This window comes from Roseibium salinum (genome assembly GCF_026240905.1).
GTDB classification, from domain to species: Bacteria; Pseudomonadota; Alphaproteobacteria; order Rhizobiales; family Stappiaceae; genus Roseibium; species Roseibium salinum.
Genome location: NZ_JAPEVI010000003.1, coordinates 1,935,680 through 1,953,309, shown reverse-complemented (window position 1 = coordinate 1,953,309; position 17,630 = coordinate 1,935,680). Strand labels below are relative to the sequence as shown.

Annotated in this window: 20 protein-coding genes and 1 tRNA gene; 14 read left to right on the top strand and 7 right to left on the bottom strand. The window is 62.5% G+C overall.

The features are described from left to right. Nucleotides 1–38: 38 nt before the first annotated feature. Nucleotides 39–425, bottom strand: coding sequence for a VOC family protein (locus tag ON753_RS13595; RefSeq protein WP_265963174.1), 387 nt, complete (start codon nucleotides 423–425; stop codon nucleotides 39–41). Between the two features lie 98 nt (nucleotides 426–523). On the opposite strand from ON753_RS13595, the gene soxR reads away from it, so the two are divergent. Beyond that, nucleotides 524–1,009, top strand: coding sequence for a redox-sensitive transcriptional activator SoxR (soxR, locus tag ON753_RS13590; RefSeq protein ID WP_265963173.1), 486 nt, complete (start codon nucleotides 524–526; stop codon nucleotides 1,007–1,009). Between the two features lie 282 nt (nucleotides 1,010–1,291). Continuing rightward, nucleotides 1,292–3,187, top strand: coding sequence for a PhoX family protein (locus ON753_RS13585; protein ID WP_265963172.1), 1,896 nt, complete (start codon nucleotides 1,292–1,294; stop codon nucleotides 3,185–3,187). A 125-nt stretch (nucleotides 3,188–3,312) separates the two neighbouring features. Here the strand turns inward: ON753_RS13585 and ON753_RS13580 are convergent, their stop codons facing one another. Next, on the bottom strand, nucleotides 3,313–3,570 hold the full coding sequence (locus ON753_RS13580; RefSeq protein WP_265963171.1) for a YjhX family toxin: 258 nt from the start codon (nucleotides 3,568–3,570) through the stop codon (nucleotides 3,313–3,315). Nucleotides 3,571–3,839: 269 nt separating this feature from the next. Here ON753_RS13580 and ON753_RS13575 point away from each other — a divergent pair, with 269 nt between their 5' ends. Together ON753_RS13575 and ON753_RS13570 are read left to right on the top strand one after the other, a co-directional pair. Beyond that, nucleotides 3,840–4,025: a hypothetical protein gene (locus ON753_RS13575; protein ID WP_265963170.1), complete on the top strand. Its 186-nt coding sequence runs from the start codon at nucleotides 3,840–3,842 to the stop codon at nucleotides 4,023–4,025. 400 nt (nucleotides 4,026–4,425) lie between these two features. After that, entirely contained in the window at nucleotides 4,426–4,728 is a 303-nt protein-coding gene (locus tag ON753_RS13570) for a phosphatidylglycerophosphatase (protein ID WP_265963169.1), read from the top strand. A 44-nt stretch (nucleotides 4,729–4,772) separates the two neighbouring features. Here ON753_RS13570 and ON753_RS13565 read toward each other — a convergent pair whose 3' ends face one another. Continuing rightward, nucleotides 4,773–5,024 carry a DUF6455 family protein gene (locus ON753_RS13565; RefSeq protein WP_265967156.1) on the bottom strand — a complete coding sequence of 84 codons (252 nt, stop codon included), beginning with the start codon at nucleotides 5,022–5,024 and terminating at the stop codon, nucleotides 4,773–4,775. A 301-nt stretch (nucleotides 5,025–5,325) separates the two neighbouring features. Between ON753_RS13565 and fliK the strand changes: the two genes are divergently transcribed. The 5 genes from fliK (at nucleotide 5,326) to ON753_RS13540 (ending at nucleotide 12,003) form a co-directional block, all read left to right on the top strand. Next, a complete protein-coding gene (gene fliK, locus ON753_RS13560; RefSeq protein WP_265963168.1) occupies nucleotides 5,326–7,722 on the top strand; it encodes a flagellar hook-length control protein FliK in 2,397 nt (798 codons plus the stop codon). Between the two features lie 34 nt (nucleotides 7,723–7,756). After that, entirely contained in the window at nucleotides 7,757–8,044 is a 288-nt protein-coding gene (locus ON753_RS13555; RefSeq protein ID WP_265963167.1) for an EscU/YscU/HrcU family type III secretion system export apparatus switch protein, read from the top strand. Nucleotides 8,045–8,254: 210 nt separating this feature from the next. Then, nucleotides 8,255–9,736 (top strand): Asp-tRNA(Asn)/Glu-tRNA(Gln) amidotransferase subunit GatB, encoded by a 1,482-nt coding sequence (gene gatB, locus ON753_RS13550; RefSeq protein ID WP_265963166.1) that lies wholly within the window; start codon nucleotides 8,255–8,257, stop codon nucleotides 9,734–9,736. Nucleotides 9,737–9,959: 223 nt separating this feature from the next. Continuing rightward, nucleotides 9,960–11,501, top strand: a complete 1,542-nt coding sequence (locus ON753_RS13545) for an ArnT family glycosyltransferase (RefSeq protein WP_265963165.1) — start codon at nucleotides 9,960–9,962, stop codon at nucleotides 11,499–11,501. 37 nt (nucleotides 11,502–11,538) lie between these two features. Continuing rightward, entirely contained in the window at nucleotides 11,539–12,003 is a 465-nt protein-coding gene (locus tag ON753_RS13540; RefSeq protein ID WP_265963164.1) for a GNAT family N-acetyltransferase, read from the top strand. Nucleotides 12,004–12,122: 119 nt separating this feature from the next. Here the strand turns inward: ON753_RS13540 and ON753_RS13535 are convergent, their stop codons facing one another. Further along, a complete protein-coding gene (locus ON753_RS13535) occupies nucleotides 12,123–12,545 on the bottom strand; it encodes a DUF2147 domain-containing protein (protein WP_265963163.1) in 423 nt (140 codons plus the stop codon). 447 nt (nucleotides 12,546–12,992) lie between these two features. On the opposite strand from ON753_RS13535, the gene ON753_RS13530 reads away from it, so the two are divergent. Beyond that, the gene (locus ON753_RS13530) at nucleotides 12,993–13,262 is read left to right on the top strand and encodes a hypothetical protein (RefSeq protein ID WP_265963162.1); all 270 of its coding nucleotides are present in this window, start codon (nucleotides 12,993–12,995) and stop codon (nucleotides 13,260–13,262) included. A gap of 120 nt (nucleotides 13,263–13,382) precedes the next feature. Here ON753_RS13530 and ON753_RS13525 read toward each other — a convergent pair whose 3' ends face one another. Together ON753_RS13525 and ON753_RS13520 are read right to left on the bottom strand one after the other, a co-directional pair. Continuing rightward, the gene (locus ON753_RS13525; protein WP_265963161.1) at nucleotides 13,383–14,108 is read right to left on the bottom strand and encodes a DUF930 domain-containing protein; all 726 of its coding nucleotides are present in this window, start codon (nucleotides 14,106–14,108) and stop codon (nucleotides 13,383–13,385) included. 129 nt (nucleotides 14,109–14,237) lie between these two features. After that, nucleotides 14,238–14,948: an SOS response-associated peptidase gene (locus tag ON753_RS13520; RefSeq protein ID WP_265963160.1), complete on the bottom strand. Its 711-nt coding sequence runs from the start codon at nucleotides 14,946–14,948 to the stop codon at nucleotides 14,238–14,240. A 292-nt stretch (nucleotides 14,949–15,240) separates the two neighbouring features. Here ON753_RS13520 and ON753_RS13515 point away from each other — a divergent pair. From ON753_RS13515 to ON753_RS13505, 3 genes are all read left to right on the top strand, one after another. Then, nucleotides 15,241–15,330 (top strand) — tRNA-Ser (locus tag ON753_RS13515). A 128-nt stretch (nucleotides 15,331–15,458) separates the two neighbouring features. After that, nucleotides 15,459–15,806: an ArsR/SmtB family transcription factor gene (locus ON753_RS13510; RefSeq protein WP_265963159.1), complete on the top strand. Its 348-nt coding sequence runs from the start codon at nucleotides 15,459–15,461 to the stop codon at nucleotides 15,804–15,806. Continuing rightward, complete coding sequence (locus tag ON753_RS13505; RefSeq protein WP_265963158.1) at nucleotides 15,796–16,266, top strand: SRPBCC family protein; 471 nt, start codon at nucleotides 15,796–15,798, stop codon at nucleotides 16,264–16,266. The genes ON753_RS13510 and ON753_RS13505 overlap by 11 nt, the downstream gene beginning before the upstream one ends. Nucleotides 16,267–16,343: 77 nt before the next feature. On the opposite strand, the gene ON753_RS13500 is transcribed toward ON753_RS13505, so the two are convergent. Further along, complete coding sequence (locus tag ON753_RS13500) at nucleotides 16,344–16,724, bottom strand: hypothetical protein (protein ID WP_265963157.1); 381 nt, start codon at nucleotides 16,722–16,724, stop codon at nucleotides 16,344–16,346. A 73-nt stretch (nucleotides 16,725–16,797) separates the two neighbouring features. On the opposite strand from ON753_RS13500, the gene ON753_RS13495 reads away from it, so the two are divergent. Then, on the top strand, nucleotides 16,798–17,601 hold the full coding sequence (locus tag ON753_RS13495; protein ID WP_265963156.1) for an IclR family transcriptional regulator: 804 nt from the start codon (nucleotides 16,798–16,800) through the stop codon (nucleotides 17,599–17,601). Nucleotides 17,602–17,630 lie beyond the last annotated feature (29 nt).

Here is a 17,630-nt window from a genome sequence, read left to right as displayed (position 1 = left end):
TTTAGCGGAGCGGGCGGCCGAAGCCGCCCGTCAGCCGATCAGGCATAGCTGACGACTTCAAACTCGATGCCGTCATCGTCCTCGAAATAGAACCGGCGGCCCGGCTCATAGGCGGCGTGATTGTGGGGGACGTATCCGCCGGCCCTGATCCGCGCCTCTGCCGCATCCAGGTCATCGACGACAACGGCCACGTGGTTCAGCCCGCCGCGATGGCTGTAGCTGTCGCCACTTAGGGGTGTGGTGGCCTTGGGCGGGGTGTAGGCGGCGATGTAGCTCGTCTCGTTGCCGATGTGATACGTGGTGCCGCCGCCAAGACTGTCACCTTTCCAGCGGACTTTCCAGCCGAACCAGTCGTGCAGCCGTTTCGCCGTGGCCTCGGGATCGCTGACTGTCACGTTCACATGTTCCAGGAATGCGGTGCTCATAACGTCTCCTTTCAAGATTTGACTCGAAGCAGACACAGAGATAATTCCTCAAGTTAAGTTTAGGTCAAGAGGCGAAAGGTGAAATTTTGAAAAAGGTTATGAAGACGACCGATCTGCTCACCATCGGCGAACTGGCTGACCGCACCGGTCTTTCCGTGTCGGCGATCCGGTTTTACGAAGAACGGGGGCTCGTTCATCCGGCCCGCAATCGGGGCGGCCAGCGCAGGTTCATGCGCGCCGATATCCGCCGGCTGTCCTTTGTCCTCGTGGCCCAGGAGTTCGGCTTTTCGATTGCCGAAATCGCCGACCGGCTGAAAAGCCTGCCGGAGGGCAGGGCGCCGACCAAGGCGGACTGGACGAGGATCAGCAAGGACTTCCGCAGGCATCTGGATGAGAGAATCCAGCGAATGACCGCATTGAGGGACAAGCTGGACAGTTGCATCGGCTGCGGGTGCCTGTCGATGAAAAGCTGCCGTCTCTATAACGCGGGCGATGCGGCCTCGCGTCTCGGGCGCGGGCCGCGGTATCTTTATGGCGACCGGCCCGACCTGCCTGAGCGGGAGCTGCAGGATGAAGACGCATGACCTCAAAAGACGTGGAAAACCTGACCCTTCAGTCCCGGCCGACGCTCACGCCGGGACGCAACTAAATCCGTGACTGAAAGCCGCCTGAAGGGCGGATTTCCGCCGTGACACAAGGACGGGCGCCCGGGGCTCAGGCGAATGCGCCGGAAGCCCGCCGATGGTGAAACGGTCATGTGACATCAGGATTTGCGTACTTGTCGCCGAACTGTTGCGCAGTTGTCATGATGCTTGTCTAACGCAGTCCGGGTGTAGTTTCCTTTAGCCATCCTTTGGAGAGCAAACATGACCCGTATCAGCCACGATGACCTGTCCTGGGACGAATGGGACGAACTCGTTCGCCCGACCCCTGAAACCACCGATTTCGACCGTGTCGTGGAAGCAGGCCTTTCCCGCCGCGGTTTCCTGGGCGGCCTCGTGGCCTTCGGCTCCGGCGCGGCTGCAATGGGGCTGGGAAGCGGCGTGAGCCTGATGAATTCCACCTCGGCCCGGGCGCAGGAAGCCGGCCGGTTCGCGTTCAACCCTATCCCGATTGCAACCGATGCCACCGTCCACGTGCCCGAAGGCTACACCTGGGACATCCTCGTGAAATGGGGCGACAGGCTGTTCTCGGACGCCCTCGACTTCGACCATGAGACAGGCGGTGATGCCAGGACTTCGGACCGGGTATTCGGCGAGAACACCGACGGTATGGAACTCTTCGCGGTTGGTGACAGGCAGGTGATCGCGGTCAACCATGAATACGCCAATCCGAAGATCAACCTGCCGCACACCGAGGACGGCAAGCCTCAATCGGCTGAAGACGTCCGCAAGATGCAGAACCTGCAGGGCGTCACAGTCATGGAAGTGGAAGAAGGCGATGGCGGCTGGAACGTGGTCGTGGACAGCCCGCTCAACCGCCGTATCACCCACAACACCGCAATGCGGCTCGCCGGTCCGGCAGCAGGTCACGACCTTCTGAAGACCGACGCGGACCCGAGCGGAACCACATCGCTCGGCACGTTCAACAACTGCGGCGCCGGCAGGACGCCCTGGGGCACGTACCTGACCTGCGAAGAAAACTTCAACGGCTATTTCGGTTCCACGGATGCGAACTTCGAGCGTCCGGAGGACTTCAAGCGATACGGCATCTCCCTGGAAAGCCGTTACGACTACGAGAAATTCGACGAGCGCTTCGACATCTCCAGGAATGTCAACGAACCGCGCCGCTGCGGCTATATTGTCGAGATCGATCCGAGCGACCCGAGTTCCACGCCGGTCAAGCGCACCGCTCTCGGCCGTTTCAAGCACGAGAACGCTGCCTGCACGCTGGCGCGTGACGGCCGTGTCGTCGTCTATATGGGCGATGACGAGCGCGGCGAGTTTCTCTACAAATACGTTTCCAACGGCGCCTATACGCCGGGTGCATCCACGGATGGCCTGCTCGATGACGGCACGCTGTTCGTCGCGAAGTTCAACGAGGACGGCAGCGGCGAATGGCTTGCCCTGACTGCGGAGACCACCGGCATGAGCCTGGCGGAAGTCTGCATGTTCACCCGCATGGCGGCATCCAAGGTCGGCGCGACGACCATGGACCGTCCGGAATGGGTGGCGGTCAACCCGGTCGCGGTCGAAGCCTATTGCGCCCTGACCAACAACAAGAACCGCGCGGTCAAGCCGAATGCCGGCGGTGACGAGACGCCCGTCAACGGACCGAACCCGCGCGCGCAGAACCACTACGGCCAGATTGTCCGCTGGTATCCTGAGAACGACGATCACGTCGATCCGAAATTCAAATGGGACCTGTTCGTGATGGCCGGCAATCCGGACGTTCATGAGGATGCCTATGCCGGTTCGCAAAACATCAATTCCGGCAACATGTTCAATTCGCCGGACGGCATGATGTTCGACACCACGGGCCTGCTTTGGATCCAGACGGACGGTGATGACGACAACGAGGGCGACTTTGCCGGCATGGGCAACAACCAGATGCTGGTCGGTGACCCGGCGACGGGCCGGATCGAGCGCTTCATGACCGTGCCCTATGGCGCGGAGGTGACCGGTATTGCCTGGTCCGCCGACAAGCGCACCCTGTTCGTCGGCGTCCAGCACCCGAAAGCACCGTTCCCGGATGGCGAAGGCATGCTGGCCCGCTCGGCCGTCGTTGCCGTCAAGCGCGCGGACAACGCCAGAATTGGCTAGGGCCGCGACCAACCTGCAAATGATAAGCGCGCCGGAACTCCGGCGCGCTTATCAATCCGATCATCCCGGCCCGCTAAGCGTGGCCGGGATGATGGCCTGGAGGCCTGTCCGTGGAACCGGTCGTTTCACCGGTTGTTCAACTGGGCCCGGACCCGCTTCAAGCCAAGCCGGGTGATCTTGTAGGGGCCGCTGTTGCGCGACGCGATCAGCCTCTTGTACTTGAGTTTCCGGAACAGGTGAGGCGAGCAGCCGCCCCAGAACCAGCCTTCCCGGGTCACTGTTTCATAGTTGACGATGCGGCCGTCCTCGTCTTTTTCCACGAGAATGCAGCCGCCTTGAGCCAGCAGGTGCAATACCCGCTGCTCGGCCTTGGAAATGTCCATTGATTTCTTGAGAAGCTCTACAAATGCAAACGGGCAGCCACTGCAGCCGGTCGCATGCAGTGCTGGTGTGCATTACCCCGGCCTTGGTGGCCAGGGACTATCGGGTCTCGCGTCTTCCGCGCATAAAGCCTCACAATCGAATGAGCTGCCATTAGCATATGCGCGCAGCGCTTGACAATTATGGCGAGGAGGGTTTGCGCGCCTGCAATCGGTTTCCACGTAAAGTGTTGCATTTGTGCGCAGGCAGGGCGCCGGGCTGCGGAGAGCCGATGAGGCTGGTGGACTTGTCTTCGGCGGACGGGTGTCAGCTGCGCTCGGCAGGCCAATATCCGTTTTCGGGATTGCGGGAGACCGCGACGGCCCTGACATTGTGGGAGCCGCATGTGCCGCAGGTGAGCTTTGCACTCAGTGCCGAGACTTTCTCCTCCCCGGAAAACCGGGCGGAATTCATGTAGCGGAACCGTCCGCAACTGCTGCACAAAATACCCAGTCTGCGATCTGTCTTACACAGCGCTTCAACGGTAGGGTCGTCGGTTGCCAAAGAACTTTGTAACGACATGATCTTTAAATCTTATCTAATGGAAATGACAAGTCGGGAGACGAGTGTAGTATCTTGCTTTATTTATTTAATTTATCACAACGACACGCAAATCAGAAACGAAATGTACTTACGTGTGTTGCCGTTCAAGTTGATCTCGCTAAATGCCTGTTTTAACGGGCTTAGTCGTGCAAGTAGCGAGGAGCGATCGCTCCGAATGCAACCAGTGCGGGTGAGGTGGTTACGGCTTTCCCGCCGGACGATGAGCTTCGCGAAAGTATCTCGATTTTTGCGGTGGTCAACTGTAAGAGAGGCTCATGACCATGCTTTCAGACACCTGGCTCGATCTTGTCGGCCTTTCCGGCCTCCTCAATCCGTTCGCTCTTCTGATCGGAGGGTATCTGGGATGGCGAGCCGACAGTGCCAGCAAGCTTTGGATTGCCGGATTTGCCGCAGCGGCGCTGTCGCTCATTCTGGAAGCCGCCGTGGGCATGCTTCAACTGCCGCAGCCAATTTCACAGGATGCCGGCGCCCTGGCCATGTTTCCGTTCCGCTTCGTCGGAGGCGCACTGGCGGGCAGTCTGACCTATTGGCTCAACCCCAAACGCAAAAGCAACTGATCCGGCGTCCGAACGCCTCTCCGCGGTTTCGGGAAGGCCGGTGTTCACTCAGTGGAACTGTCGGTCCAACTGTTGAACAGAGGCGCGTTCGGACATTGCGGCAAGGCCTTGCGGGCTCCTTCCGGATGGCTGTCCAGCCACTTGCGGCAGGCTTCCGTTTGCGTGCACGATATGCAGCGGAAGGCCGCGGAGCGCATGGCCATGTCGGCTTGCACCCCTGAGGGCACATGCTTCATGGCCCCCATGGTCTCGAGCATTCTTCCCATCAATTCAGCGCGTTCATTAAGGCGGTTCATCCAGTTCACGCTGTCTCTCCCTCTGCCTGTCGGCGTAACCGTTCAGTCCGCATCCGGTTTCCGGTCAGCAGCCGGTTGATCGGAGCCGATTGTCCGTCCGCGAACCGACCGTCCCTGGAGTGCTGGACATCTTGCCTGCGTTGGTCTTAGCGCAAGATGCACACAGCGACCTGACGGCTGATGGACATATGTTTGACCTATCCGTGCTGTCGGAGCCTTGATCAGGGTCAAGTCTGGGCAATGCTTAAGAAACCGGCCATACTTGGCCCTTATGATTCTCTGACCACACGGAGATGATGTGATGGTCAAAACGGTGACTGCGCTGCCCCTTGCCCAGGGGACGAGCAGCAATGCGGCCGTCCAGGGACTGGAGCCGGGAACGGAGCTCAAGGCGCGAGTGGAGGCCAATCTGCCCGGTGGCGTGATTCGTCTGGCAGCCGCGGACGCTCGGATCGACTTGCGCGTTCCGGCGCCGCTTCCCGTCGGCGCCGAAGTCACCATCACCGTATCCGGCAGCAAGCAGCAGCCGGCCATCCAGATCACCACATCGGGTGCCGCCGAACCCGCCCGGCCGTCCGGGCAACTTCTCCAATCCCAACCCGGCAATCTGCCGGGTGGCGCATCCGGGCAGCCTGCGACTGCCGTCAGTAGTCCAATTCCTCGGTCCGATCCTGCACTGGTGCATCTGGTGCAGACACTCGGCGGTTCGCCGCAAGCAGCTGCGGGAACGGCCGCTTCCAGCGGTGCGCCATCACCGGCACCAGTGCCGGCTGCTCCGCCAGCACAGCAGGCCGCGGGCGTGCCGCAGGGAACTTCCACGGCGGCCGGACAGCCAGCGGCAGCGCCCACGCCGGGCCAGGGGCCGACCGTTCCTGCCTCTGGCACCAATATGTCGCCGACTGTGCCCGTGCCGGGAGCTTCATCTCAACCGGTCCCTGCCGCTGGGGCCCCGACAGTCTCGACAACACCAGGCGTTGCGCCCCAGGCCGCCACTCCGGCCGGCAATGCGCCGGCGGCGACCCCGGGCAACGTGCTTCCAGCGGGCGGACTTGTTCCGGCGGCGGGCCGGCCCGGTGCATCGGTTCCGCCCGGCGCTGCCTCACCATCCACGGCGCCACAGCCCCCGGCACAGCCTGCAGCAGCGCCGCTGCCGGCAGTCTCCGGCGCGCCCACATCGCTTTCCGCAGGCGGCGGCCAGGCGACTTTTGGACCGGCAACCGCACCGCTGCCCGGAGCGCCCAACCTGCAAACCCCGGCACCAGCCTCGCAACCGGTCACCCCGTCCCAGATCCACACCGGCCCGGTTCAAGTTACCGGCGGTAACGTCAGTCTTCCGGGGCAGCCGGTTTCCGGTGCCGGACCGCAAGGCGTTCCGACATCCGCTTCCCCTGGCCAGGCCTCACCGGCAGCGGCAGGGCTGGCGGAAGGGTCGGTCGGCAGGAGACCGCCGCCGTCGCCAGGACCCTCCGGCCCGGCGGTTCAAGCATTGGCGAATACGCCCGCCCAGGGCGGACAGGGCACTCCGGCAAGTGTGCCCGGTGCAGCGCGAATGCCCGGGCAGCAGGCGCCCCCTGCCGGAGCTGCACCCGTTCAAAACACTGCGCTGCAAGCCGCGGGCACTGCCGGGACGCCGTCCGGGTACGCACCAGGAGGAACGGCTCGGCTGGAACTGTCATTTTCCCGCGCCATTCCCGCGCAGCCTTATCCGGCACCTGCCGGCCCGCCTGTGTCCGCGGGCGGGGAAGCTGTTTCGGGCCTGCAAAATCCGGCGCAGCAGGTCGCGGCCCTCTTGAGGCAGCCACTGGCCGAACAACAGGCCGGGTTCGGCGCGCTGTTCGCGCAAGTCAGTTCCCTGATGACGACCCAGGCGGCCGGAAAGGCATCGCTGCCGGACCCGGTGGTCAAGGCGATGCAGCAGATCCTGGGGCTGCGGCTGAATTCGGCACAAAGCCTCACCGGCAAGGATCTGCAGCAGGCCGTGCGCCTCTCCGGGCAGTTCCGGGAAGCACAGGCCATGCGGCCTGGAAGCGGGCTACAGCCGCTTCCGGACCTCAAGTCCGCATTGCTGTCGCTGAAGGCGCTGTTGCAGCAGCTCGGCGCCGAAGCGCAGGTCTCCCGTCCGGCGGGCCAGCCGCCGGTTCCCTCCAGGCACGGCGCCCCGCAAGGGCAGGCGCAGCAGGGCGGAAGCGGACATGTGGCCGGCAGCACGCCGCAGAACCTGCAGTCGCTGCTGCAGGAAACCGATTCCGCCCTTGCCAGAATGCGCCTGACCCAGTTCGTCAATTCCGGCCTTTTGAGCGACGAGGGGCCGCGGGCCGCATCCCGCCCCATGGACATCGTCCTTGAGCTTCCGCTGGCGCTCGGTCACGAAACGGCGGTCATGCAGATGCAGGTCGGACGCGACGGCGGCGGCCGCGACGGCGAAGAGGAGCAGGAACCGGCGTGGCGTTTGCGTTTTGCCCTGGACCTGACGGCAACCGGGCCCTTGGAGGCTGCGATCAGCCTGCGCGGCGGGGGCACTTACGCCAGTCTCTGGATCGACCGGAAAGAAACCTATGACAGCCTGAACGCGGTTCGCGCCAGCCTGGAAGCATCCTTCGCGGATGCCGGGCTGGACCTGCAGGAATTGAGGTTGATCCGCGGCTTGCCGCCGAAGACAGCCGCCCGATTTGGCGCGCTGGTCGACCGGCAGTCTTAGACAAATGCGCATGACGGCCTGAAGGAGCGGAACGGTGAGCGAAAACAAAACGCCTGGCAAGAAACTGGCCGTCGCGCTCCAGTATGAGAACGACGGCGCCCCGGTTGTCACCGCCAAGGGAGCGGGCTCGATCGCCGAGCAGATCGAGAAGCTCGCCCGCGAGGCCGGCGTGCCGATCGAGGAAAATCCGATGATGGCCGAGGCCTTGTCCCAGATCGAAATTGATCAGGAAATCCCGATCGAACTCTACCAGGCCGTCGCGGTGCTGATCGGCTTCATCATGCGCACGGGCCAGGCAAAACATCCGCCGCGCCCGGATTAGGCAGTGCCGCGCGTTTGAAGTTCCACAGATGTGCCGTGAGCGATCGTGTGGTGTTCAAATTGATTGCACCTCGCGCAAGCGCCCAAGGAAACCCTTGCAGCCGGCACAATTCCCGACTAGGCATCAATCCGGCTAGCAACGTGCGCCGCAGCAAGTCATCCTCCGCTGCCGAAAGGGCGCAGATAAGTACAGAACAGGATTTTAGACGCAATGACGATTGTCGACGTACGCACACCCGATCCGAAGAAATTCATCAAGGGCGCGACCGGCGATTGGGAAATCGTGATCGGCATGGAAGTTCATGCCCAGGTCACCTCCGAAGCCAAGCTCTTCTCCAGCGCCTCGACCCAATTCGGCAAGGACCCCAACGACAATGTCAGTTTCGTTGACGCGGCGATGCCGGGCATGCTGCCGGTCATCAACGAGGAATGCGTCCGTCAGGCGATCCGCACCGGTCTCGGCCTCAAGGCGCATATCAACCTGAAATCGGTATTCGACCGGAAGAACTATTTCTATCCGGATCTCCCGCAGGGCTATCAGATCTCCCAGTTCAAGCAGCCGATCGTCGGCGAAGGCAAGATCCTTCTCGACATGCCGGACGAGCAGGTCGAGATCGGCGTCGAGCGCCTGCATCTGGAGCAGGATGCCGGCAAGTCGCTGCACGACCAGCATCCGACCATGTCCTTCGTCGATCTGAACCGCTCCGGCGTGGCGCTGATGGAAATCGTCTCCAAGCCGGACCTGCGGTCTTCGGACGAAGCCAAGGCCTACCTCACCAAGCTGCGCACCATCCTGCGCTACCTCGGCACCTGCGACGGCAACATGGACCAGGGCTCCATGCGCGCCGACGTCAACGTCTCCGTGCGCCGTCCGGGCGGTGAATTCGGCACGCGCTGCGAGATCAAGAACGTCAACTCGATCCGCTTCGTCGGCCAGGCGATCGAGTACGAAGCCCGCCGCCAGGTGGCGATCCTGGAAGACGGCGGCGTGATCGATCAGGAAACCCGCCTGTTCGATGCGGTCAAGGGCGAAACCCGCTCCATGCGCTCCAAGGAAGAAGCGCACGACTACCGCTATTTCCCGGATCCGGACCTGCTGCCGCTGGAATTCACCCGGGAATATGTCGACGATCTGGCCCAGTACCTGCCGGAACTGCCGGACGACAAGAAGAAGCGCTTCATGGGCGACTACGGCCTGACCGCCTATGACGCCGACATTCTGGTGTTTGAAAAAGCGTCCGCCGATTTCTTCGAGGAAGTCGCCAAGGGACGGGATGCGAAGGTCGCCGCCAACTGGGTGATCAACGAACTCTTCGGCCGCCTCAACAAGGAAGGCATGGAGCTTTCCGCAAGCCCGGTATCGGCCGGGCAGCTCGGTGCCATTGTCGACCTCATCAAGGAAGGCGTCATCTCCGGCAAGATCGCCAAGGACCTCTTCGAAATCGTCTGGACCGAAGGCGGCGACCCGGCGAAGATCGTCGACGAGCGCGGCATGAAGCAGGTCACCGACCTCGGCGCGATCGAGGCCATCGTGGACGAGATCATCGCCGCCAACCCGGACAAGGTCGAACAGGCGAAAAACAAGCCGGGCCTGCTCGGCTGGTTCGTCGGCCAGGTGATGAAACAGTCCCAGGGCAAGGCCAATCCGCAGGCGGTGAACGATCTGCTGAAATCGAAGATCGGCCTGGAATGACAAATGCCGGTGACCGGCCTGGCCCCGCAAGGCGCGGTGCTGCCGCTCACCGGAGTCATCTCGTTGCGGGGCTGTATCTTGTAAAGCAAAGGTACAGCCCGTTGCACGCTCGAACCAATGAGTTATGGTCGGTTGTGACTGGCATCAACCGCCAGCCTTGCTAGGAAACTCCGGCCAAATGCGCTAAACGGCTGAACGTCCGAAAGCCGATCAGCAAACCCGAATGACCATATCCGCAACAGCCTCCCGCGCACAGACGCCGTTCTACGCCACGCCCTCCGGTGTGTGGGCCGTCGTTGCGCTCTGGGGCCTCTCCCATCTGTTGCTGCGCGCGCTGTCGTCACCGGTGCTCGGCACGGACGACATGTTCGAGAATGTCCTCGTGCAGACGCTTCAGGCCGGCTACATGCTGCGCCAGCCGCCATTCTACGAATGGCTGCTCTGGTCCGCCCAGCAAGTGTTCGGGCCGACGATCTGGGCCGCGCTCTTCGTCAAATACGGGCTCATCTCGATTGCCGCCCTCTTTCTGTTCCTGATCGCCCGCAAGGCGGTCTCGGACCCGCGATTGGCCGCCCTTTGCGCCTTTTCCTATTCGCTCTACTACCAGTTCGGCTGGAACCTGCATGAGGGCGTCACCCACACGGTGGTGCTCACAACGGCCTGTGTGGCCAGTGCCTATCTGTTCGTGAAGGCGCTGGAGACGGAGCGGCTAGTCTTCTATGTGCTCTTCGGCCTGGTGGCAGGAGCGGGGCTGCTCGCCAAGCATTCCTATCCGTTGTTTGCGCTGGCTCTCGTCCTAGCGGCGGCAAGCGACCGGGAGTGGCGCCCGAAGCTTCGCCTGACCGGCCTGCTGCTCGTGCCGCTGGCGGCGGTGCTCCTCTACAGCCCCTATGCCTGGTGGATCGTCAGCGAAGGCCTGGCACTGCTGTCAGCCGTCTCCAAGACCATGGGCATGACCGACGAGGCCTCCCATGTTTTGCGCGCAGGCGAGGGGCTTGGCAAACTGGCGTTCGGGCTCCTGGGATTTTCCGTTCCCCTGCTGCCGATCCTGCTCGTCCTCTTCTGGCCGCGTTACATCGGGCGGCGGGAGCCGGTCATCCCGTCCGTCACCGCCGTCGCGCGGCTTTGCGGGCGCACCGTCCTGGCCATGATCGCCTTGACGGCTCTCATCATCGTCGTGACCGGGGCAACCTATGTGAAGGAGCGGCACATGCATCCGCTCATGCTCCTGTTGCCCATCTACCTGTTTGCCGATCTTGAACGCTTCGGCTTTCAGCGCCGGTGGCGCTGGCTTGCCGCCATCGTCATCGCTGTGGCGGCGGTCGCCTTTCTGGCCCGCGTGCCGGGACTGGCCGCGCCGGACAGGTTCTGGTGCGGCGGCAATTGCCGGCACATGAAGCCCTACGCGGATCTGCAGGCCCCCCTGGCCGGGCTCGGCGCCGCCGATGCGACCCTGATTGCCGATGACGGCTATACGGGCGGCAACCTCAGAGTTCTGTTTCCGGATGCACGCATCGTCACCAGCGCCATTCCGGCGCGCACGGCGGCGCGTGAAAAATGCTTCTTCATCTGGGAGGAGGGCGACCGGCAGCCGGCAGCTCCGGCCGGGGAGCGGTTCGCCAGGGTCGCCTTCTGGGAGGCACAGGCCCCGCTTTCGGTCCACTATCTGACCGGCACCTGGCCGCATCTGTGGAAGGGTCCTGATTGGCGGAGCACCTGGTGGGGCGTGGCCGAGCTGGATCCCTCAGCACCAGCCTGCCGGTAGACATGCATATACTGGAAAACAAGCGTGAGCTGATCTGATGATCCCTTCGATTGGAATTGAAAAGGCGCGCCCCGAGCATCTGCGCGAGATCGTTGCCATCATCAATGCAGGCGCCACAAGCGTGCGCAGGGACAAGGAGTTTGCCGATTGGCAGGACTATCGCCCTGCCTTTGACGCACTCCGTGCCGCGCCGGAGGTCGATATCTATGTGGCCCTGGATGGGGCGGGAGCGGTGGTCGGAACCTTTCAGATCCATTTCCTCAAAGGCCTTGCCTTCACGGGACGCCCTCGGGTGGAACTGGAAAGCGTCCACGTGCGGGCGGACCGGCGCGGAACCGGTGTCGGCCGACTGATGATGCAAAAGGCCGAAGCCCTGGCCGCGGAAGCAGGTGCCTGTCTGGTGCAGCTCACCTCCAACAAGGAGCGGGAAGGCTCACATCAGTTCTATATGCGCCTCGGCTACGACCAGAGCCATCGGGGCTACAAGAAGATGCTTGTTTGAGGCAGCCGGACGCCCGAACGGCCCCGCCGCCATGCCGGTGAGGCGTGCGCCACACTTTCTTGCCGGCACATGCGGCAGAGAGATCGCCAGATCGGGACGACTTGGCGAAGGCAGGGGCGCTATTGCGCCCGCGTCCAGGTCTCGCCCTTGCAGATCAGCCCTCCCATGACACAGCCTTCCAGCTTCAGCTCATCTGACGAAACGAGCTTGATGAAGCCGGTATAGGTCTTGCCGTCCTCCGCATTATAGACCTTGCCTTTCCACTGGCCGGCCTGATCCGTCGGTTTCATCGACTGCACGATCTGAACGCCGAGCAGCGGGCGCTCGCGCTTGGACGCATCGGGGTTCTGCGTGTCATTGCGCGGTTCGCGCAGCCAGATCAGTTTGCCGCACAGCGAAGCGCCGCAGGAACTGATGCGGATCTTGGACGCCCCGTTCGGGCGGACCCAGTCGCCCTTGGCGTCGGCGGCGGAAGCCAGGCTTGCAGATGTGGCGGCAAGACCGGCGGCAATGAGGCCGGAGGTCAAAAAGGATTTCAGCATGTTTTCCCTCCCAAGGCGAAGTGCCTTCCGTTTACGGAAAGGGAATGTAGCGGCTTGACCGCGTCCAGAAAACCCGTCTCCTTACGTCAGGTGCCGGATATTTCCGTGGATCCTGCGGGCAGGCCGGGAGGGAAGGCAAGGACGCAGGGTGGCTTCAGCCATCCAGGCTGCGAAACGAAACCATGGTGAACAGACCGTTGATGCGTCCCGTCGACTTTTCAGAAAAGGCCACTGTCTTTAAAGGGAAAATCGCAACCACATGATTACCATCGCGTAAACTTCAGATTTGTTTAAATTTTTGTTCGCATTACGTTAAACCTGTATTTTAACGGGCCTTTTAACTGCTCCTGATGAAGTGGATGTCAGGAAACGGCGAGAACAGCTTTGCAAAAGCTTACGTTTCCCAGACGCATTCGGGAAGTCTCACAGAGATGAAAGGGGAGCATCATGGCTCGTTTTGAAATGCATTCGGCCGATATGGCCATCATGGGCGAAAAGCCCGTCACTGCCGACATTCTGTTCCAGATGGGTCTGGACAGCGCCTGCGGCCGTCACGGCGAAGCCGACCTTGTGACCGCCCACAAGTGGTTCAACATCGCCGCCCTGAAGGGCAATCCGGAGGCCGGGCGCTATCGCAAGGAAATTTCCGGCGAAATGAGCCCGTCCCAGATCGCGGAAGCGCAGCGTTCCGCCCGTGAATGGCTGGCCATGCATTGAGACCGGCCAAGGCTGCCGGCCTGAAGGCACCTGAACCTGTCAATTCCATCTGACGCGGCAGACACGATCTCTGCCGCGTCCCTAGCACCTTCAAGCCGATAATCGAAGCGTTTGCCGTCCTCAATGGATCGGCGCAAGACCCAGTTCGTCCCAGAGCTGCCGGTCAATCCTCTTGCCGAGCGCGTATTCAAAGCCGACCACGGCCTCGTGCGCTGTATCCAGCCGGCATCTGTAGGCAATTTCATACCACACCCGATCACTCCGCACGGCGGCCGCCGGGGCATGGATCAGATTTCCCTTCTGAAACGAATTGCGCAGCGCATGCGGCGCCAGCCTTGTCGGGCGGAAACCCGGCTGCGTGTGCCGTACCTGCTCCATGGCTTCCAGGCCGCACAACTGTTCGCCCTGGTCGGCGCCCGTCAGCGTTGCAAGCGCCACGCGCGCCTGTTCGGAACGCGGATCGCTGAGGATGTCGCCGGCGTAGTAACTGGTTGCGCCTATCCAGACGGGCTCTGCCGCAGTGCCGGTCCCCGCCACCTCGCCGGGGCGTTCGCTTGCCGGGGCAGCTGCGGGGTCGGCATCGATCGACGCTTCGCCGCCGGCCGTCAGTGCCGCTGCCCGGTTCGCCGCGGGCGGCAATGGCGCGGAATGCTGCGTGCCGGCGTCCGCCAGCGGCTCGACGAAGATCTCGACGGAAATGGGCGACGATACAGGCTGGCTGAAACGGCCGGTTGCTGCCTGATCGGCGAGCAGCACAAAAAGGGCCAGATGCAGCCAGATGGCGCAGACCCAGGGAAACCGGTCTGCAATCAACTGATTGAAACCCGCCCTTCCGGCATAGGCCACCCGAGTCCGCCCCTGATCGATTGTCGCAATGGTTGCATTTTCAAGACGAACACTGTGTCGGATTTATGGTTTGCGGTCCCTCGCGTTCAGCCGCTGTCCGCGGGCCGGATTGAGGAGGTTGGCCATGGCTCAATCAAGAAGGTCCGGATCCGGGTCGAACGGGTCGAGAATGTCCGGTGTATCGTTTCGCGGGGAATTCACGCGGGTCGAGACCGGCCACATCTTCAAGCGCTCCGAAGGATACGGTTTCAGCAGATCGGAAGGATCCTCCGTGTCGATGCTCAGCCAGTGGCCGTAATCCACCGGGTCGATGATCACCGGCATCCTGTCGTGGATCCGTGCCATCAGATCGTTGGCAGGGCAGGTGAGCACGCAGAAGGTCCGCACGGCCGCGCCGGTCTCCGGATTGCGCCAGACCTCCCAGATCGCGGCAAGCGCAAATGGCTTGTCGTCCGTCATGGATATGGCATAGGGCTGCTTGACGCGCTGCCCACGAACGGCCTGCCACTCGAAATAGCCGTCGATCGGCATCAACGCCCGTCTCGACCTGTACGCGGCCCTGAACATGCCGTTGGTCGCCACGGTTTCGCTTTTCGCGTTGACCGGTTTCGGTCCGCCCTTGGCTTCCTTCATCCACCGCGGCACAAAACCCCAATGCGCCATCACGAAGGCGCTGCCGGGCATGTCCGGTTCGTTGACGATCAGCGGATATTCAAGCCCCGGCGCCCCGTTGAACCGCGGCCGCAACCCGTCCAGACCATCCCCCTGGCGCCGCTGCGCAAAGGGAAACGCCTCAACGAGCCCATCGGCACTGGTCTTGACTGTCACTCTCCCGCACATGGCGGCACCTGCCATTGCTCAGGTTCGCTCACCCGGCCGATTAATTCATCCCGGGCGGATTGCCACGATTAAAGATCATTTCATGAGTCATTGAAAGCGGTGCTGAGAGAGGCAGCTTCTTGAGAGCAAACAGCGGACATAGCTGTCAGGTCTTTGCCGGAGACCTTTGAACCAATTCGTTGTTCACTGAACGTTCTGGCGAATAGCCACAGGGTGGCAGAGGTGGAAAACGAGACGCCCAAGTCAAAAAGTTCTTGCGTCCTAAGGCTTACGCCACTAAACGAGACGGACCGGAGAGGTGGCCGAGTGGTCGAAGGCGCTCCCCTGCTAAGGGAGTAGACGGGGAACCGTCTCGAGGGTTCGAATCCCTTCCTCTCCGCCACTTCCCAACTGCGTGCAACTTCCAACATCTTCCATACAATCGCTTCGTCGTGCGTTGTCGGCCGACAATTGTTTTCCGATGCGAAAACAGTTTGCCAAACGGTGAACTGTCCGCTTATAGTTTCCCGTATGGAAAACCATTTTGCTCTCGACACCGCCTTTCACGCCTTGTCGGATCCGACGCGCCGGGCCGTCGTGAGCCGGCTCATGCGTGGTTCCGCGCCGGTGAAGGAACTGGCGGAGCCTTTCGCCATGGGGCTGCCGTCCTTCATGAAGCACCTGAAGGTGCTTGAGGGGAGTGGTCTGATCCGCACCGAAAAGGCAGGGCGCGTGCGCACCTGTCATGCGCGCCGGGATCGGTTGCAGGCGGTGGAAACCTGGCTCGCCGAGCAGCGTGGGCTGTGGGAGGCCAGGAGCGACCGGTTGGCGGACTATGTCGAAAACCAAATGTCATGGAGCGACGAAGATGGCAGCTGAAAAATCCGAACTCACCATTTCGCGTCTGATCAACGCCCCGCGCTCCGCCGTCTGGACGGCATGGAGCGTGCGCGAGCATTTCGAGAAATGGTGGATCCCCAAGCCCATGGAATGCAAGGCGGTCAAGCTGGATCTGCGGCCGGGCGGCGGGTTCGAAACGCTGATGCGCGAGGGGCAGGGGCCGTTTCAGCCCCATCTCGAAGGCTGCTTCCTGGATATCGCGCCGGAACAGCGTATCGTCTTTACCACCGCCCTTGCGGAAGGCTGGCAGCCAATCGATCCCTGGCTGACGCTGACGGCGATCATCACCCTGGAGGCCGAGGCAGGCGGCACCCGCTACGCGGCCCGCGTCATGCACAAGACCCCGGAAGACAGCCGCAAGCACGAGGGAATGGGATTCTACGATGGCTGGGGCAGCGTGATCGATCAGCTTGGCGAAGTTGCTGCACGGCTGGCGTGACCTGCCGGTGGGCCTTCCTCCCGCCCAGGGTCCCTGGTTCGGCGGAAGGCCCCATGCGGACCCTTGCAGTGTGGCTGTCATCCGATCAGGCGATAGCCCATCACGCAAAAATAGCTGCCGATCGCGACGAACGCGAGGCTGCTGAACCGAAGCCCGTTTTTGCCCAGTGCCGGAGATCTCGCCGCCATCTCGGGCAGCACGATCAGCCCGGCACCTTTCAGAGCGGCGGCCGCGCCGACCAGCGTTACCGCCGCCTCGAGTGCGGTTGACCATGCGAAGTGGTTCACAAGAACGGTCATACCGACGATGAAATGTGCCGCCCCGGACAGGTTCAGCGTAACGGGGTCGGTGCGCGCCTGGCCCGCGATCATTCTGGCGTAAAAGCCTGCGGACAGTAGAAACCCGAGCCCGGTCAGGAGCAGATAGGGGCCCGCGATCCTTGCAATCGTCTCCGTCATGGATATGCCTTTCGATTGGCGTTCCCCGCTTGGTATAAGCTCCGGAGATCTCGCCTGTGCAAGGGACAGTCAGATGAGCGATTTTGAAACCGACCGGCGTTTTGCCACCACGCTCGCCAGGGGCTTGAGCGTGCTGCGGGCCTTTCGTGTCTCGGATGACGGCCTGGGCAACGCCGAAATCGCGGAGCGGACCGGCCTGCCGAAGTCCACGGTCTCCCGGCTGACCTTCACCCTGCAGGCGCTCGGATATCTCAGCCACGCCCGGCGCCATGACCGCTATCGTCCGGGGCCGGCGCTCCTTGCCCTTGGCAACATCGCCAGCGCCGCCATATCCTTTGTGGATCTTTCCGAAACGCTCATGCAGCGGCTCGCCGATGAGACCGGGACTTTGGCCCTGCTGGCGGTGCAGGACCGGGACAAGATGATGCTGGTGAAAACCTGGCGCCCGCGCGCGGTTGCCTCGATCTGGCTGGAACCGGGTCACCGGCTACCGTTTGCAGGATCGTCCTCCGGCCACGCCTTGCTTGCAGCCCTTTCCGACCAGGGGCTGGAAAAGCTGTTGGCAGAGACCGGTGAAGACAGGCTGACGCCCGAACGGGCCCGTCAAATCCGCCGGGAGGCAAACGGTCAGCTCCTGTCGCGCGGATACGTGATCGCCGAACCGTCGGACTATTTCGCACCCGGCATTCACGCAGTCTCCGCGCCGTTTCATGCCCGAGACCTGAGTGAGCCGGTGGTCTTCACCTGCGGGGCGACACCCGCCGACCTGTCGTTGGAGCGGATGCGCGACGAGGTCGGGCCGAGCCTGAAGACAGCCGTCGGCGACCTGGAACGGATGCTGGGGCAAGCGCCCTGCCGGGTGCAGAACGGAAATTGAACAGGAAATAATTCCGCATAGTGGAATTC

Coding starts and splice junctions, on each gene's coding strand:
- ON753_RS13595 (WP_265963174.1), bottom strand. CDS start 425: ATGAGCACCGCATTCCTGGAACATGTGAACGTGACAGTCAGCGATCCC.
- soxR (WP_265963173.1), top strand. CDS start 524: ATGAAGACGACCGATCTGCTCACCATCGGCGAACTGGCTGACCGCACC.
- ON753_RS13585 (WP_265963172.1), top strand. CDS start 1,292: ATGACCCGTATCAGCCACGATGACCTGTCCTGGGACGAATGGGACGAA.
- ON753_RS13580 (WP_265963171.1), bottom strand. CDS start 3,570: ATGGACATTTCCAAGGCCGAGCAGCGGGTATTGCACCTGCTGGCTCAA.
- ON753_RS13575 (WP_265963170.1), top strand. CDS start 3,840: ATGAGGCTGGTGGACTTGTCTTCGGCGGACGGGTGTCAGCTGCGCTCG.
- ON753_RS13570 (WP_265963169.1), top strand. CDS start 4,426: ATGACCATGCTTTCAGACACCTGGCTCGATCTTGTCGGCCTTTCCGGC.
- ON753_RS13565 (WP_265967156.1), bottom strand. CDS start 5,024: ATGAACCGCCTTAATGAACGCGCTGAATTGATGGGAAGAATGCTCGAG.
- fliK (WP_265963168.1), top strand. CDS start 5,326: ATGGTCAAAACGGTGACTGCGCTGCCCCTTGCCCAGGGGACGAGCAGC.
- gatB (WP_265963166.1), top strand. CDS start 8,255: ATGACGATTGTCGACGTACGCACACCCGATCCGAAGAAATTCATCAAG.
- ON753_RS13545 (WP_265963165.1), top strand. CDS start 9,960: ATGACCATATCCGCAACAGCCTCCCGCGCACAGACGCCGTTCTACGCC.
- ON753_RS13540 (WP_265963164.1), top strand. CDS start 11,539: ATGATCCCTTCGATTGGAATTGAAAAGGCGCGCCCCGAGCATCTGCGC.
- ON753_RS13535 (WP_265963163.1), bottom strand. CDS start 12,545: ATGCTGAAATCCTTTTTGACCTCCGGCCTCATTGCCGCCGGTCTTGCC.
- ON753_RS13530 (WP_265963162.1), top strand. CDS start 12,993: ATGGCTCGTTTTGAAATGCATTCGGCCGATATGGCCATCATGGGCGAA.
- ON753_RS13520 (WP_265963160.1), bottom strand. CDS start 14,948: ATGTGCGGGAGAGTGACAGTCAAGACCAGTGCCGATGGGCTCGTTGAG.
- ON753_RS13510 (WP_265963159.1), top strand. CDS start 15,459: ATGGAAAACCATTTTGCTCTCGACACCGCCTTTCACGCCTTGTCGGAT.
- ON753_RS13505 (WP_265963158.1), top strand. CDS start 15,796: ATGGCAGCTGAAAAATCCGAACTCACCATTTCGCGTCTGATCAACGCC.
- ON753_RS13500 (WP_265963157.1), bottom strand. CDS start 16,724: ATGACGGAGACGATTGCAAGGATCGCGGGCCCCTATCTGCTCCTGACC.
- ON753_RS13495 (WP_265963156.1), top strand. CDS start 16,798: ATGAGCGATTTTGAAACCGACCGGCGTTTTGCCACCACGCTCGCCAGG.